General features: G+C 61.7%; 9 protein-coding genes. 5 read left to right on the top strand and 4 right to left on the bottom strand.

Features of this window, described 5'->3' with window-relative positions; translation table 11 throughout:
- Positions 1-238: 238 nt before the first annotated feature.
- Positions 239-3,226 (bottom strand): autotransporter outer membrane beta-barrel domain-containing protein, encoded by a 2,988-nt coding sequence (locus AC5ZFO_RS27325; protein WP_496122823.1) that lies wholly within the window; start codon positions 3,224-3,226, stop codon positions 239-241.
- A gap of 459 nt (positions 3,227-3,685) precedes the next feature.
- On the opposite strand from AC5ZFO_RS27325, the gene AC5ZFO_RS27320 reads away from it, so the two are divergent.
- Positions 3,686-6,487 carry a hybrid sensor histidine kinase/response regulator gene (locus AC5ZFO_RS27320; RefSeq protein WP_282523592.1) on the top strand — a complete coding sequence of 934 codons (2,802 nt, stop codon included), beginning with the start codon at positions 3,686-3,688 and terminating at the stop codon, positions 6,485-6,487.
- On the opposite strand, the gene AC5ZFO_RS27315 is transcribed toward AC5ZFO_RS27320, so the two are convergent.
- The 3 genes from AC5ZFO_RS27315 to AC5ZFO_RS27305 all read right to left on the bottom strand — a co-directional run bounded on the left by AC5ZFO_RS27315 (position 6,460) and on the right by AC5ZFO_RS27305 (position 10,211).
- Entirely contained in the window at positions 6,460-7,161 is a 702-nt protein-coding gene (locus AC5ZFO_RS27315) for a response regulator transcription factor (RefSeq protein WP_282523593.1), read from the bottom strand. The genes AC5ZFO_RS27320 and AC5ZFO_RS27315 overlap by 28 nt on opposite strands.
- An 883-nt stretch (positions 7,162-8,044) precedes the next feature.
- The gene (locus AC5ZFO_RS27310; RefSeq protein ID WP_282523594.1) at positions 8,045-8,680 is read right to left on the bottom strand and encodes a response regulator transcription factor; all 636 of its coding nucleotides are present in this window, start codon (positions 8,678-8,680) and stop codon (positions 8,045-8,047) included.
- Positions 8,681-8,993: 313 nt separating this feature from the next.
- Entirely contained in the window at positions 8,994-10,211 is a 1,218-nt protein-coding gene (locus AC5ZFO_RS27305) for a sensor histidine kinase (RefSeq protein ID WP_282523595.1), read from the bottom strand.
- 562 nt (positions 10,212-10,773) lie between these two features.
- On the opposite strand from AC5ZFO_RS27305, the gene AC5ZFO_RS27300 reads away from it, so the two are divergent.
- The 4 genes from AC5ZFO_RS27300 to AC5ZFO_RS27285 all read left to right on the top strand — a co-directional run bounded on the left by AC5ZFO_RS27300 (position 10,774) and on the right by AC5ZFO_RS27285 (position 17,271).
- Entirely contained in the window at positions 10,774-12,372 is a 1,599-nt protein-coding gene (locus tag AC5ZFO_RS27300) for a DcaP family trimeric outer membrane transporter (RefSeq protein WP_496122822.1), read from the top strand.
- Between the two features lie 411 nt (positions 12,373-12,783).
- On the top strand, positions 12,784-14,349 hold the full coding sequence (locus AC5ZFO_RS27295) for an AbgT family transporter (protein ID WP_496122821.1): 1,566 nt from the start codon (positions 12,784-12,786) through the stop codon (positions 14,347-14,349).
- A 201-nt stretch (positions 14,350-14,550) separates the two neighbouring features.
- The gene (glsA, locus tag AC5ZFO_RS27290; protein ID WP_282523598.1) at positions 14,551-15,549 is read left to right on the top strand and encodes a glutaminase A; all 999 of its coding nucleotides are present in this window, start codon (positions 14,551-14,553) and stop codon (positions 15,547-15,549) included.
- 72 nt (positions 15,550-15,621) lie between these two features.
- Complete coding sequence (locus tag AC5ZFO_RS27285) at positions 15,622-17,271, top strand: MFS transporter (RefSeq protein ID WP_282523599.1); 1,650 nt, start codon at positions 15,622-15,624, stop codon at positions 17,269-17,271.
- The last annotated feature ends 26 nt before the right edge of the window (positions 17,272-17,297 follow it).

The raw sequence follows: 17,297 nt of genomic DNA, 5'->3' as shown, positions 1-17,297 counted from the left end.
CGGCCGAAAATGGGCATTCGTCGCACGATCACAGTCGACCGTTATACTGGCCGTTATCCGAAGCGGTCGGGACATTTGTCCCCGGGGGAATCTTGTCATTTAATGCTGGGCGACTGCGTCGCGAACGGGCGGATCTCGCCCTCAACGTTTGATCTCCAATCGTTTTCGTGGCCTCGATACCTCCACTCGAAACTGGAAGCACGGCATTTGCGCAGAAGCGTAACAGCTGCCTGACTCTTCACCACGCATAACGGACGACGCCCTTGCCGGCGTAGCTGCGCGTGCTGGTCGAGAACTCCCCTTCAAAGGTCGCCGCCGCGGACCAGCCGTTCGCCCACTTCAGCTCGGCGGATGCCGTGGTGAGCGCGGAGTCGGACGCCTGCGCCGCACCGTTGACGACGAAGCTTGCGCCCGGCAGCGCCTGGAAGGTCGCCGCGACCGCGCGGTCCGGATTGTAGTCATGCGCCCAGGCAAAGCGGCTACGCAGCGTCAACACGCCGTTCTGCATCGCGAACGACTTGTCGGAGCGAATGCCCAGTTCGCTGCGCGTGTCGGTCACGCCCTTCGCGCCATAGGCCACCGCAAACGCCGACGCACCGGACACGACCTGTTCGGCGTAGGCAGGAAGGTCAAGCGCCGTGACTTGCGCCGCGGCGTAGGGGGTGATGCCGACACCACCCGCCACAGGTGCGACGAAGCGATACCCACCCTCGAGGCGCCCGGACCAGGCATTGGCATTGAACTCGGCGCGCAGGTGATCGATGCCCGCGACCGTCACCACGCGGTTGGTGGTGATGTCCTGCCAGCCATAGGCGAGCGCGGCGGAGACATATGCCGGGCCGTTGCTATGCCGCACATAGGCGCCGGCCTGGAACAGGTCGGAACGGCCGGAGCCGAGACCATTCACGCCAAAGTTCGTGCCGCCGCCGGCGAGCGCGAAGCCGGCAAGCGTGTTCGGAGCGACCAGATAGTCGGCACCCACAGCGGTGCCGTAAATGCTGCTGGTCGTGTTGTTCGACCCGGTGACCGCATTGCCGTCAGTCGATTGTGAACCGCCGAAGCCCTCCGCCCACACGCTCCAGTGCGACTCGAAGCTGCGCGGCGGCGCCTTGGTGAACATCGCAAACGCATCGGTCGCCTTGCGCGCCGCATACGCGCTCGCGCCCTGCTCGTCTGCAAAGCCGGTCGCGTCGCTCGTTGCGCCCGGCCCGCCAGCGCGTCCCGCGAAGGGATCGGTGAGAAGGCCCATGAACTGGCCCATCGCAACGAACGTCCCCTGCTGCACGGTTGTGCCAAGCTCGCCGGAGGCTTGCGTCAATCCCGCCCCGTTCAGCGCGCCATAGACCAGCGGAATGCCGCCGTTGCTGTTGAAGGAATTGATGAACGCATTGGCGACCGCCTGCTGATTGCGGGAGAGGCCGCCGCCATAGCTCAGCGCCGACGGGCCCGGCGTGAAGTTCAGCGCCAGATTGAGATAGGCGTTGTTGGCATCGTAGCTGAGGCTGGTGTGGAAATTCGCCGGAAGATTGGTGTTCGCGACCGTCGACGCGAAGGTCCCGGACACGCCACCACTCGTGGTGAGGATGTTGTATTTCTTCTCGATATAGCTGCCATTGGCGAATACCGCATTGACCGCGGCGCCGCCGAGCGTCGCCGTGCCCGTGACTAGGGTGTTCGCCGCAGCCGACGGGGTCACCTGCATCAGGTACATGGCGCCGGACTGGAGCACGAGATTGCCGCTGATGTTCAGCGAGCCGGTCGGGCTTGCCGCATTGCCCGGCGCGAGCGTGCCACCGCTCATGATGGTGGTCGCGCCGAGACGGCCCGTGCCGGACAACGTGCCGGCCGTGTTCACCGTGACGGCCGATGCGCCCGCGATCGAGCCATCCACCTCCAGCGTGCCGCCATTGACCGTCGTGGCCCCGGTATAGCTATTGGCGCCCGCGAGGGTGACGACGCCGTTCGTCGTCTTGGTCAGCCCGCTCGATCCCGCCAGGACACCATTCACGGTGCCAGCCTGCATATCGAAGGCCGTCGATGCGTTGATGGTTGCCGACGAGTCCAGCGTGCCACGCGTCATCTGGTAGGTGGTGGTGTTCAGCGTCCCGTTCTGGATCGTGCCGCCGGCCTGGGTGACGCCACCGTTCTGGGTTTGCGTGGTGCCATAGAGTTTGAGTATGCCGCCATTCACCGCCAGACTGTTGGCCGTGTCGCCTAAGCTCGCCCCGGATTGAATGCCGAGGGTGCCGCCGTTGACGATCGTCCCGCCGGTGTAGGTATTGGCGCCCGTGAGGAAGACGGCGCCGTTCGTCGTCTTGGTCAGCCCGCCCGATCCCGCCAGGATACCGCTCACGCCGCCCGCCTGCATATCGAAGGCCGTCGATGCGTTGACGGATATGTCCAGCTGGCCGCCCGTCATTCGGTAGGTAGTGGTGCTCAGCGCCGCCGCTATACCCTGGATCCTGCCGCCGGTCTGGGTAACGCCACCATTCTGGGTTTCCGTTACGCGGTAGAGTTGGAGTATGCCGCCATTCACTGCCAGACTGTTGGCCGTGTTGCCCAAGGCCCCAGCGGAACAAACGCAGAACTTGCCATCATTGACGATCGTCCCGCCGGTGTAGGAGTTGGAACTGGAGAAGCCGACCGTACCGGGGCCGGAGATCGTCACGGATCCGGCGCCGCTAACTGTCCCGATTACCCCGAACGACGCGCTGGTCGACGCCGTCGTGATCACCGTGTTCGAATTGAGTTGAAGGTTAGCCGCCACGTCGGGCGGATTGACCCCGGTGGACTGGGTTTGCACATTGATCGCTGCAGACCCCGTGCTGGCCTGCATGATCAGCACGCCGCCCACAGCGAACTGGAAGCCGCTGCGGGCGGCAATGGCGGCGGCGGTGGCGTTGACATTGAGGGTGCCCACCGTAAACGGGCCGCCCCCAACATTAACGATGGAGATCCCTCCGACAGAATTGGTCGCGTTGAATGTCGCGACCGCATCGACTGCGTTCGGCACGGTCCCGGGCGTCCACTTGGTGCTGTCCCCCCAACTATCGCCGTTGCCGCCATTCCAGGTCTGTGCTTTCGCATCGCCTGCCGAGACGATCGCCGCCGTCCCGACCGCGATCAGCGCCGTCGTGCCAAGCAGCGCGTGCCGTATCCCAGCAGCCGATGATTTCAACCCTCGCGTCAAAGTCGCAACGATCACCGTCGGCACCGCCGGCCGCATTCCAAGAACGCTCATGTCCACCCCAACAGCGCCGGCAGCCCGAAGGCCGCGAACCCACTTCCAAAAGCCGACTCGCGATGAGCGACTCACCCCAAGCCTGCTTACCCTCCCTCACGTCGAATTTGTCGGGGAATGCCATTGCGCGTTGTAAATGCATGTAAGGACGATGCGCGCGTTCGTGGTCAGGATGGCTTTGCTACCAAGGCGCACCGACGCGTTTGGCCGATCCTGACGTACCAACAAAGAGCCGCGCCGCAATCAGCGACGCGATCGACGCGCCGCTCGGAAACATCTGCGCTGCATCAACACCGGGAAGATGTTAAGGACCGCTGCTCGCAACGTTCCGCCCGGCTCCCATCCCATGTCGATCACTTCTGACTGCATCCGCTCCCCATACGTTAAGGGCGCGCACTCTTGACGGCGGCTGTTCTGGCACACCGCGCCGCTCTGAGGCGCCGCATGGCGGTCTGCGTGCTCGCGCTGACGGTTCTGCTGGCGGGACTGACGCTGCCCAGTGGTTTCGCAGCGGCCGGTAAGGATGACGTGGATCTGGCGCGCGTCGCGGATCACCTGTTGCTCGTGCAATCTTTGTCGCTCCTGGAAGACCGCGACGGCCGGCTCTCCGCCGAAGAGGTGCTCAGGCATCCGGGGTGGAGTCCAGCGTCGCCCCGAGCGTTGACCCGGGGATTCACCAGTTCTGCCTTCTGGCTGCGCGGGACGTTCTATAACAGCAGCGATCAACCGGTCACGCGGTGGCTGTCCGTCGGAGTCGTGCGGCTGGAGGACGTGCGCTATTTCCGGTTTGCGCCCGGCGAGGACAAGCCTTCCGAAACATTGCTCGCCGGCAACCGGATGCCCCTCGAAAGCCGTCCGGTCAGAGCGGCCCGGTCCGTGTTTCCCGTTACGCTCGCGCCGGGGGAGCGGATCGTCGTCGTGCTGCGCGTGCAAAGTCGCTCTTCAATCAGCATCGAGACCAGCGTGTGGAGCCCCGCCACGTTCCAGGAGGCGGAGGCGCCAGACGCACTCATCGAGATGTTGTTGATCGGATCGATGTCGACTATCGCGATCCTCGCTTTGGTGCCGGGCTTGCTCCGGCGTGATCGAGTCTTCCTGGCGCTTGGCGCCGGGGCCATAGCCGAAATCGTCTACGACATAGCCTTCCAGGGGTTTTTGTACCGCTACTTCCTCACGGGCGGCGGGGATATCGTCCTGCGCGCACCGGGTGTCCTCGGTCCGATCGCGCATGTGCTTCTTTGCACGATGGGAATAATGTTCATCGGAACGGATCGCATCGCGGTTTGGCAGAGAATTCTTGGCGCATTCAGCGGCATAATGTTGGCGGGATCGCTGTGGGCCGCCTTCGGCGACTACCGAACCGCCGCCTCTGTGCTCACTATCCTGCATGTCGTCTATGAGGTCGTATGGATCGTCGCCGTCCTCGATAGCTGGCGCCGCGGCTTTGGCAATGCCCGGCTGGTCTTGCTCGCAAGCAGCCCCGGGGCCCTCAGGTTTTTCCTGTATCTCGGACACATTCTCGGCATGTGGCCGGCCTCCTGGTCCGTAGGCTCGGAAATCGCCTGGAACAATCTGACCGTCATGCTGCTGCTGATGTTGGTTGCGGTCGGGCGTCTCCGCGAGGTGCAAAACGCGAGAGCACAAGCCCAGCAGGAATTGATGGACATCAAGGAGCACGAACGGGAGCGTTTGCAGCAAGCGGTCGACGAGCGCACTCGCGAGCTTCAGGCCGCGCTGGTTGCAGCGGACGAAGCCAATCGCGCCAAGTCGGATTTTCTGACTGTGATGAGCCACGAGATCCGCACGCCGATGAACGGCATGCTCGGTGCCATCCATCTGCTGAAATCCATGCCCCTGGCGGGCAAGGTGCGCACCGCGGTCGATGTCGCCGAGCGGACGGGCGCTGCAATGCTGGCGACCATCGGCGACATCCTGGATTTTGCGAGGATCTCCGACGACAGGCTGGAAACCAATTACGCGCCCTTCGACCTTCATGCATTGCTTGCAGATGTCCAAGCGATCATGAGCCTGCGCGCCGAGCAGAAGCATCTGCTGCTCACGGTCACCGCCGATCCGGCATTGCCGGCGGCGGTGATGGGCGACGTCGACCGGCTCCGGCAGGTGCTGCTGAACCTCGTCGGCAACGCCGTGAAGTTCACCGAGACCGGCGAGATTTTCCTGTCCGCGGCGCCGGACGCCGACCAAGCCGACTGGATCCGGTTGGAGGTGATGGACACCGGCATCGGCATCCCACAAGAGAGACACGACCGGCTATTCGAGCCCTTCACGCAGGCCGACGCATCGATTGCCCGGCGATTTGGCGGCACCGGACTTGGCCTTGCGATCTGCCGGCGACTGACTGAAGCCATGGGGGGCAGCATCAAGGCGGACAGTCCACCAGGACTGGGCAGCACCTTTCAAGTCCGATTACCGCTCCCGCCGGCTGAAGCAGACGACATCGCAGCCCCGGCCCCCGATGAACGAGGCGATGCCGTGCGGAAGTCGCGCAGCGTACTCGTCGTGGACGATGACGAAAACAATCGATTTGTTCTCTCCGGCTTGCTCGGCGTGATGGGACACCGTGTGATGGAAGCTGATGATGGTACGCAGGCGCTCGCACGATTGGCTGAGCAGCCGGTTGATGTGGTGTTGGCTGATCTCCAGATGCCCGGCATGGATGGAACGGAGCTGGTCCGTCGCATCCGCACCCTGCCGGGGGACCGCGCAACCGTTCCGATTGTTGCCGTTACCGCCAATGTCGCGTCGGGCGTGGTCGAACGCTGCTTGGAAGCGGGCATGGATGGCTATCTGTCCAAGCCGGTGATGCCCGACGACCTGCAACGCGCGATCGACGCAGTCTGCGCCGGCCGGCCGCTCGCGCGGGTCGGCGCACAGGCGCACGAGAGGGACTTTCTGGCTTCGCTGAAGCAAGCACTCGGCGTAGAGGCCGCCCGTCGACTGGTCGGGCAAGCCTTGGCGGCAGTCGAACAGGGCGCGGCGGAGATCGACGCCTCCCTGCAACGCGGCGACCACGAGCGCGCGCGCCAAGCCGCACACCGGGTGGCCGGCTCAGCGGGGCTTGCCGGACTAACAAGGCTAAGCACGGCCGCGGCAACCCTGGAGGATCGCCTCGCCCAATCGGGGACGGACGGGATCGACACGGAGGTCAGCGCCATGCTTGCTCTGGCAGGACGCTCCGCCGAAGAGCTCCGGCGCATCTATTCCGGTCTGGCGCAGAACCGGTAGCCGATGCCGGGTACGGTGACGATCAATCGGGGCATGCGCGCCGGATCGCCCAGCTTGCGGCGCAGACTGCTGACGATGACGTCCACCACACGCGACGAGGTACCGATGCTGTCTGACGCGATGGCATCCAGCAGCTGCGCGCGCGACACGGTGCGTCCTGCCGCGGCCACCAGGGCCGCCAGCACGTCGAATTCAGATGGAGGCAGCGGAATGGGCTGTCCCTGCGTATTCGTCAGAACGCGTGCGGCGGGATCGAACGACCACCCCTCGAATCGGATCGCCGCACCCTTCTCGCTGTTCCGGCGGCCGAGCAAGGCCATCAGGCTTGCGACGAGCTGCCGCGGGTGGAACGGCTTGACCAGATAGTCGTCGACGCCGAGCTCCGCCGCGACGGCGCGGCTGCCTGCGGAGTCGTCCCGCGTCGTGATGCAGATCGGCACGTCCAACCGCGTTCGCAACTGCCGGACGAGAGCGAGCCCCTCCTCGTCGGGAAGACCGAGGTCGAGGGCGATGGCATCGACGGGCTGATCCGGCAAACGCAACGCGGCACGCATTTCCGCTGCCGTGGATGCGACCGTCACCGCGACACCTTCCTTCTCCAGATAAGCCGCCAGAAGCGTCTGCACAAAAACCTCATCCTCAACGAGGAGGACCGACGGAAGACGTCCTGCCATGGTTCTATGAATCCATTCTGTTGTCAGATCGAGCAGTGCTCTTTTTGGCGCGCTTTGGGCCATCGAACAAGGATCAGGCACCGCGAAAACGAGGTGGGGACGCACGGCCTTCGGACCGCGGCGATGGAAATCGTGGGGTGGGGGAGCGAGTCGCCCACCGCAGCGAACAATCCGATTCTGGTTCTGGAGAAGACGGCACCCAAACCGAGGGGCAGAACGGATCGTCCGTTTGCTCGCCCGAATATCCTATTCTACGACGAGCACGTGATCGGCCTGTATCATCGCGTCTGCGCGCTGTATCGAATGGAGTGAGGATAGGGAAACAAAGGATAAGTTGCACAGCAATCCGGCGTGCGACGTCCGACCAAAACAAACATCGCACGAGACCCGTTTTGTTCTCGGCCACTATCGCGCGATAATATTGAAAAGGAAGGACTTTTACTTGGTGGGCGCACCAGGGCTCGAACCCGGGACTCGCTGATTGAGAGGCGTGTGATTTAGTTGCTGGATCAATTCCCATTCCGACAAGTAAGCCGCTTTTCGTGCATTGAACCTGCAGCGGGATTTCTCATTGTCGGAATGACGCACCTTGGATCGGGGTCCCCCTCTGCGTCATCCGTGACTGGTCGTTCGCGAGGAATCCGCCAGGGTCAAGGCATGCGCCTCCGCCACGCCATGAACTTTGGGCCGATCGCGAAGCCACGATGGGCCGGAGAAGGAATGGCGGAATCAAAACCTGCTTGATTATTCAACGATTTCAAAGCGCATTTGGAAAAAAGGCTAGGTTGGCAGCCAAATGAAGAAGCGAACCTCGCAGGTCGGATCAGCTCCGACGCGTTGTCGCTGATCGCTAGCGACGCGGCGACTCGTATTGAAAGCTCCATCAAGGATTGACGAGCTTCCTGCGAACGGCGTAGCGGACCAGCTCGGCCGTCGATGACATTCTGAGCTTGCGCATCGCTGACGCGCGGTGAGTCTCGACGGTCTTTACGCTCAACTTCAGGATGACGCCGATCGACTTATTTGTGTGTCCCTCTGCAATAAGCTGGACAACGCCCTGCTCGCGCGCGGTGAGCAGCATGTCGGACGTATTTTGCTTGCCGGCCTGGTATTCGTGGAGCAACTTCTCCAACAGAACGCCCGTAAAGTAAGGTCTTCCATCGAGCAAGGCCTCGATCGCGAAGATCAGGTGCCTACTGGCGTCCGATTTGAACAGGAAGCCGCGAACGCCAGCCAGGATGGCTTCAGTCAGCAATTCCTCATTCTCGTGCATCGTCAGGATCAATACTTCGGTGCGCAGGTGCATCGACTTGAGGCGGCGGCTGACCTCAAGTCCGTTCATCAGCGGCATCGAATAGTCGGCTATCACGACGTCCGGACGTGTCTCCATCGCCAAAGCCACGGCCTGCTCGCCGTTGGTCGCCTCTCCGCTCACGATCCAGTCCGAGCGGCTCTCAACGATCGCTCGGAGCCCGGAACGTACGACTTCATGATCATCCGCAACCACGATGCGTTTCACGGCGTCGTTCCCGTATGCGGGCCCAGAACCTGTCGGGCAATCGATGGAGATTTCCAGCAGTCAGGTTTGCCAATCTACCGATTATCCCTCAATGGGTTATCCTACAAAACCCTGATATCTCCGGGCGGATGTACCAAGGATCAGCGTTTCCGATCAGACATCGACCGGCCTTGCCCGCGCGCACCCCAAATCGGACCGCGACACGATCATCGTCGATCAGCCTTCGTTTCATGGAGGGAACTCCGGGAACCGACGGACAGAGACTGCCTGCCCTCGGAGTCCCTGATCTCCGTCATTCCGTGCACACGCTGGCTTATGATTTCAGTGACGCGCGCCGGCTGCGCCTTTTGGTCATGAGACCATGCGGGAACACCGCGCACAGCGTCGTGCCGGAGTGTCGCGGTGCAGGATCGGACCGGATCTCGAACGTGCCCCCAAGCTGCTTAAGTCTCGCTCTCATGGCGGGAATGCCGACACCGGGCGATATCGCACCGTTGCCACGTTTGGTGTGATCGACCGGAAAACCGCGCCCGTTGTCGCTGATCGTCAGATGGAAGTGCCCCTCGATCGCCTCGACGACGATTCTGACCTCCGTCGCCTTCGCGTGGCGGAATATGTTCGTGAGCGCCTCCTGAATGACCCGCAGCACCGAGAGCTGGCTCGCGTAAGGTAGCTTATCGACGGCGGCGGGTATCCTCGTGCTCACCCGCAACGACGTACGTGCACCAAACCCCAAGGCATGCTGCTCGATCGTCGCCTTGAGTCCCCGGTCCGTCAGATCCTGGGGGTGGAGCAGATAGGTCAGGGAGCGGATTTCCTTGAGTGCCGCGTCGATCGACGCGTCGATATCATCGCAAAGCCGCTCGACGCCGCGCGGGTTATCGAGGCAAGTGCGGACACGCATCACACCAAGACTGGCGGCAACCAGCTCCTGGCATGTCGAATCATGAAGCTCCGATGCGATCCGCTGGTGGATGTCCTCGCGGATGGACATCAGGCTGACGTCCCCGTGAAGGAAAGCAGCCTCTTCAGTCATACAGTCGAGACCCTCCTTGTGGAGTAACCGATGACCGCCAATCAACCGGGCCGCATTGCCGGCCATGGGATGGAGGATCGGAACAACGGTTGTCTCGACATCCCGCAGCAAGCCGCCGAGCATCAGACTGTGGTGGATTTTGGCCTCGGTTCCTTCCGCAAGACATCCCTTGAGGATTTCACAGAGACGCTCGGCGTCTTCCTTGGCAAGACATTCGAAGACGTCCAGCTCTCGGACCTCCTGCTGCGACATTCCAAGGAGAGCCTCGAAGGCCTGATTGATTGCCTCGTACACGAAGCGCCCGCCCCGTGAGGGGCGGACCGCAAAAAGGAGCTCTTCGGAGTGTGTCCAATATGAGCGATCGCCAATTGCGTCCGGGCCAATCAGGTGACCGTCGATAAAGGGACGCGTCGGCTCGCAAGCAGGAGTACTGTTTGGCTTCACGGTACGCACCCAACTTTCCGGGTCGTTTTCGAGGTCGAACTCAACGCTCAATCTCGAAGCTCCCCCTCTCCAGTCGTCCCAGCATCGATCACTGGACTACAGGAAACGCCCTAGGGGAGAGACCGGATTATACGCTCGATCTTACCCTCAGCCAGCAGGTTGTATTGTCCGAAGACCAAAACCTCGCATAACTGACATGAATTCCGGCATATGACTATGCAGTTCGTGCCACGCAAATATGGCGACGACACCCAAGACGCGACGATACGGGACGCAGCGCACAAGTGGTGGGATTGTGAGCCATTTCGATTTCACGCACCCGTCCCTATCCTGAGATCGCTTTCTGCGCTGCAGGATGATGTTGAGCCGACCGAGCGGCGATGCAACTGCGCTGCGGTACAACCGAAATGGCACAATCTCGCCGAAAATTTCGACCTTCGATGGAGCCGGCTTGCGATCGCCGAAATCAAGCGCAAAACTCGATGTGCCCTGAACGTGCCAACAGGAGGCTTGCGTGCGAACATTCCGAGCGCTTTGTGGCGTTGCATCAATCGCAATATTTGCCGGTCCGTCTTTGGCGCAGACACCCGTCAGTCAGGAGCAGAAACCTTCCATGGAAGAGTTGATGCGCCGCCTCGATGCGCTGCAAGCCCGCGCGACAGAAGGTGACAAGCTGATCAGCGCGCTGCGCCATCGCGTCGACGAACTCGAAACGCGCGATAAGCATTCGAAGTCCCAGGCCGCCACCGCACGTCGTGACGTTGTCGCGCCGACCGCCGGGCAAAAGCCGCCGGCGATTCCGGTTGCGTCGACTGAGCCGCGAATGACTGCGAATGCTGCGGTCCCGCCACAAGCCGCGGCGGCGCCCATTCCGGGCCTGCGTCCGCCCGAACCGATGGGCAGTCAGTTCGACGGCGAAGGCGAGGACGCGCTGCGTTCTGATCTCCCGGGTTTGTCCTTGCGCATCCCGGGTTCGCAGTCCGAGGTACGATTCTACGGTTTCGCGAACGTCCATGGCTACCACGACTTCAATGGCCGCAATCAGTCCGATGCGCCGACAGTGCAAACCATTCCGCTTTCCGGAAGCCCCGCCGACATCCAGGGAGGCGATACCGGATTGTCCGCCCGGTTCAGCCGCATCGGTATGGATACGCGCACGGCGACCGCCTGGGGCACTCTGGAAACCCGCTTGGAAGGCGACTTCGGCGGGGGCACGGCAGCCTCACCCAATGCGGTCTTTCGGCTCCGTCAGGCCTGGGGCGAGGTCGGCAGCGAACAGTTTCGTGTCCTGGCCGGCTGGGCGAACAGCCTGTGGAACGAGGGCGTCTATGAAACCGTGAACTTCTCGACCAATCTCAACCAGTCATTCGTGCGCCAGGCGCAGGTTCGGGCGACCGCAACATTGGCTCCGGGATTGACCGGGCACGTTTCGATCGAGATGCCGGATACGCAGTACACGTCCGCGGCAGGCGTATTCACGCAGATCAGCACCCCGGCTGGCTTTGGTGGATTGAGTCCGTCATTTGCCTCCGTGCCCGATCTACTCGGCCGGCTCGAATACCGGAACGATGGCCTGGGCCTCGACCTGCGCGGCCTGCTGCGCGATCTCACCATCCGCACGGCTGGTACGGCGGCGGCGCCGCCAGCGGTCGAGCGCAACACCGCCGGTTGGGGTGTCGCAGGTAGCGGTCGCTTCCCAATGCGATGGCTGTCACCAGCTTTCGGTCCGGACGAGTTGGTTGGCATGGCCTATTACGGCCAAGGCATCGGGCGCTATTTCGGCGGCAATACCTTCGGCCAGGATGCGCTGTCCAACATCGGCCTGCCCGGCGTTGTCGATCCCAGCCTCGACGCCCTGCCGACCTATGGCGCGAGCGCAGGCTACCGCCGCTTCTGGACACCGCAATGGCGCAGCAATTTCGTCTACTCCTACGCATGGCAGCAATATCCGTCCTATGCGCAATTGTTCGTGCCGGGATCTGCCTCGGCGACGTCGTTGAACAGCACCATGCAGCAGGGGATCGTCAATTTGATCTGGAGCCCGTTCGCCGAGCTTCGTGGCAACAGCGTCGGGACCGGATGGCTCGACGTCGGTCTTGAATATGTCTACTCCCATCGGGACGTGTACGGCGGCACCGCAGCAACAGCCCCGGTCAGCACCGGCTCTGGTACCGCCAATCGCATCCTTGGCTCGGCCACTGTGCGGTTCTGAAGACAGCCTTGTTGCTTCGCAGGCAGACATGGAAGCCTTGCTGACACAGACGTTCGTTCGGGTCGGTAATTGCCCCGGAACAATCTAGGCGCATTCGGTATTCAGCCGGATTTTGATGCGCCTTATTGATTGTTCGTAAGGCAGCGTGTGAACGGACAGATCGCGAAAGGATGAGCGATCCTCTCCCGAGAGGCCACCGTGTCTCCATGGTCCTTTCAGATCGTCGCCGCACTCGCGGCGATGACGCTGGCATCTTCGTCAGAGGAGTAGCGGGGTCGTCGCGTTGATTACGAGATCAGCGGTTTCGAGCGCGCATTGGCGTCCGATCCCTCCTCGCTGTTCTCATGGCATGGATCATCATGGTACCAGCGCTGCTCCAGCCGTCGCTAATGGAGCGGGAGGATTTCCGACATGAGCGCGCGCAGTGACGCCACGAACACGCCGCCATCGAAGACGATGACGCAAAGAGCCCTCGACACTGTCGAACGTGTCGGAAACAGCGTCCCGCACCCGGTCGTGATATTTCTGATCCTCATCGCCATCGTGTTGGTGCTGTCTCACTTGCTCTACATGTTGGGGGCAAGCGTCACCTATCAGGCCATCAATCCGGATACTCACAAGATCGAGACCGCGACCTCTGCCGCCAATAGCCTGCTGACGGCGGATGGAATTCGTCATATTTACACCCGGCTCGTGCCAAACCTCATGGGTTTCACCGCGGTTGGGCTGTTGATCGTCGCCATGATGGGCGTCGGCGTCGCCGAGGAAGCCGGCCTGGTCAACGCGTTGATCAGAAAACTCGTGGCCGTCTCTCCGAGCTGGGCACTCGTTTACATCGTCGCGTTCGTCGGCATCTTGTCCAGCATCGCCGCAGACGCCGGCTATGTGGTGTTGATCCCGTTGGCCGGCGCCGCCTTCTTGAGCGTTGGCCGGCATCCTCTCGCCGGGCTCGCTGTGGGATTTGCCGCAGTCGCCGGTGCATTCACCGTGAACATGATCATCAAGCCGCTTGATGCCGTTCTGACGGAAATCACCAACGACGCAATCCACATGGTCAATCCCACCACGTCGCTGGATCTGACCGCCAACGTCTCGTTCTCGATCGCCTCCGTTGTTGTCCTGACCATCGTCATCGCGCTCATCAACAACCGTATCATCGAGCCACGGCTGGGCGCTTACCAGGCCGAGAAGACCGCCAACACTCAGCCGGAGGCGAACGGAGGGCAGCTTTCCGCCGACGAGTCGCGTGGGCTGAGGTACAGCGGCTTTGCTCTGCTCGGGGTCGTGATCCTCTTCCTTCTGTTGACGGTTCCGTCGGGCGCGCCCCTGCGCAATCCGACGACGGGCGTCCTGATCGGCAACTCACCATTCATGAACGGCCTGATCGGGGTCATCATGGTGCTGTTCCTTGCAACCGGGATCGCATACGGCATCGGCGCGCGAACGGTGAATAGCTCCACGGCCGTCATCGGGGCCATGACCAAGGCGGTGGCTTCGCTGAGCGGCACCATCCTCCTCTTCGTCGTCATCAGCCAGTTCGTCGATTACTTCAACTATAGCAACATTCCAACGTTGATGGCCTTGACGATGGCCGATGTCTTGAAGAGCGCGAATATCGGCACGCTGTGGCTGCTGGTTGGCTTCATCATTGTCGTCATGATCCTGGACTTCGTGTTCACGCCGGCGATCGCCAAATGGGCCATCTTCGCGCCGGTCTTCGTACCGGTGTTCGTGCAGCTTAACGTCGATCCCGCAGCCGTCCTGGCCGCCTACCGCGTCGGCGACTCGCCGATCAACGCGATTACCCCCCTCAATGCCTACTTTGCCATGGTGGTCGGATTTGCCCAGATTTACGACAAGAAAGCGGGCGTCGGGACGGTTGTCGCGCTGATGTTGCCGTACACTCTCTGGATGGCCATCATTTGGACCGTGCTGTTCGTTGCGTGGTACCTGCTGGGCTTGCCTTGGGGATTGTGAGGCGCAAGGCAGCCTAACCCGGAAAAACCCCGAGATGTCCGGGTAAATGGCCTGATTGTTCAACAAGGAAAACCAACGTTAGATGGCGGTCCGTTGGACCTCGTTAAAGGCAGTGAACGAAAACGGCGAGTGAGGAGGGTTTGACCCGACACATGTCGGGGCTCCCTCGGTGCTTCTCATTATGGAGGCTTGGAACGCGCAATGAATGCGAACGCCGATGCCGAGAACAACTATTCCTATGTATCAACCGGGCACCTGCCGGCCGAAGCCGAAGTCATCTCGCTGATCGACGAGGTGTACGCGCGCTACAAATCAAATACGGACGGCAAGAACTCTCAAGTTTATCCCGCGCTCGCCGAAGTGCCGAGCGACCTGTTCGGCGTTTGCGTGGTCGGCACCAACGGCGCGGTATACGCCGTAGGGGCGGCCGAATACGAATTCTCCATCATGAGCGTTTCCAAGCCGTTCATCTTTGCATTGGCCTGTCAGGCCCTGGGGCCCGAGCAGGCACGCCAAAGGCTTGGAGCGAATGCGACCGGCCTTCCGTTCAACTCGCTCGCCGCCGTCGAACGAAGTCCCGATGGCAGGACAAATCCGATGGTGAATGCGGGCGCGATTGCAACGACAAGCCTCGTACCGGGAACGACGGTTGATGCGAAATGGAAGTTCATCTACGACGGATTAACACAGTTCGCCGGCCGCCCGCTTGCGCTTAACGACGAGGTTTATGCCTCGGCGACGGAGACCAACTTCCGAAACCAGAGCATCGCCCGCCTGCTCCAGAGTTTCGAACGGATTTACTGCGATCCGGCTGAGGCGACCGATCTTTACACCAGACAATGCGCGCTGAATGTGAGTGCCAAGGATCTGGCGGTAATGGGTGCGACTTTAGCGGACGGTGGCGTGAACCCCATCACGAAAGTGCGCGTGGTCGATCCGTCGGTCTGCCACTACGCACTGGCCGTCATGACTACTGCCGGAATGTACGAGACATCAGGCGATTGGCTTTACGATGTCGGGCTCCCCGGCAAGAGCGGCATCGGCGGCGGGATCGTCACGGTCTCCCCGGGAAAGGGCGGTCTGGGGACTTTTGCGCCGCCGCTCGACAGCGCCGGAAACAGCGTCAAGGGACAGCTTGTAGCGAAGTATCTGTCGCAGCGGCTGGGCATGGATTTATTCATGTCCAACCCGGAAGCGTAGGTTTGCAATTTTCGGAGATTCAGCCCGCACCGACTTTGGCCGGACTTCAGAAGGAATGACAGGGGACACGCCATGACGATGGCATCTGCGACGACGGTTCACTCCGTTGAAGAAGAGAATGCATCCTGGGTGCCGATGATCACCATCGCCCTCGGCCAGATGATCATGTCGTTCAACGTCGCCTCCTTGCCAGTTGCGCTGGGAGGGATGGTCAACAGTTTTGGCGTTCCGCCCACGACTGTCGCCACCGGTATCGTGGCTTATTCGATGCTTGTTGCCGGCTTCGTCATGCTCGGTGCGAAGCTGACACAGCGCTACGGGGCGACGCACGTATTCCGCGTTGCCGTTGCCGTGTTCGGCGCCGCGCAGGTATTGATGACGTTCAGTCCAAACGCGGATCTCATGATTACTGCGCAGTCCTTGTCCGGCGCGGCTGGTGCGGTGATCGTACCGTCGTTGGTCGCGCTTATCGCGGAAAACTACAAGGGGCGGCAACAGGCAACGGCCGTTGGCGCATTGGGTTCCGCGCGCGCCGCTGCGGGCGTTCTGGCGTTTGTCATCGGCGGTACTCTAGGCACATTCATCGGATGGCGCCCTGCGTTCGGGATTCTGATCGCCGTGTCGGCTGTGGTTTTCCTTTTGAGCTTTCGTCTCAAGCCCGATGAGGCGCGTCCGGAGGTCCGGATCGATTTCGTAGGTGTCATTCTCGCTGCCGCAGCCATCATTCTGATCAGCTTCGGTTTCAACAACCTCAATCGGTGGGGGCTGGGATTGGCGGGGCCCAATGCGCCATTCGACCTCTTTGGCGTATCTCCCGCCCCGATCATGATCGTGGTGGGTATCGTGCTCGGTCAGGGCTTTCTGAGTTGGACCCACAGACAGCAGGCTGCAGGGAAGACGCCGCTTCTTGCGCTCGAGGTGATCGACTCCCCGCAGGAGCGGGCGGCGGTGTATGCGATGTTTGCTGTCGTAGCGCTGGAAGCGATGCTCAATTTCTCGGTTCCATTATACATCCAGATCGTGCAGGGGCGCACGCCGCTGGCGACAACAATCGCCATGATGCCCTTCAACCTCACCGTCTTCTTCGCGGCGATGCTGATCGTGCGGTTCTATGGTCGGTTCACGCCGAGGCAGATCGGACGCTATGGCTTCATACTCTGCACGGTGGCGCTCCTTTGGCTCGCCTTTGTCGTGAGGAATGATTGGAGCGCCGTCCCGGTTCTCCTTGGGCTGGTGATTTTCGGCATTGGACAGGGATCGCTGGTCACACTGTTGTTCAACGTGCTGGTCACGGCTTCGCCGAAAGAACTCGCGGGCGACGTCGGCTCGCTGCGCGGCACGACCAACAATCTCGCCGCGGCCGTCGGCACAGCGGTGGCCGGGGCACTCCTCGTCGGCCTGTTAAGCGCGGCTGTTTTGCGGACCGTCGCCGAAAATCCAAAATTGCCGCCTGAGATACAGGCGCAGCTGGACCTGGATAACATCACCTTCATCAGCAATGACCGGCTGCAGAGCGTGATGGAGCAAACCACGGCCTCTCCGGCTCAAGTGGCGGAAGCGGTGCGCGTCAACACTGTCGTGCGATTACGCGCTTTGAAAATTGGCCTCATCATCATGGCTGGCGTTGCCTTGCTTGCGATTTTCCCGGCAGGAAAGCTCCCCAACTTCCTGCCAGGCGAAATTCCCGACCCGGCGCCGCGTAAGCGCGGAAGGAACGAATAGCAATCGTAACCTCGCGGCAAGGAACA

Source organism: Bradyrhizobium sp. Unk1 (genome assembly GCF_059512345.1).
The sequence above is the reverse complement of the archived record's forward strand: the minus strand, read 5'-3'. Positions and strand labels throughout refer to the sequence as shown.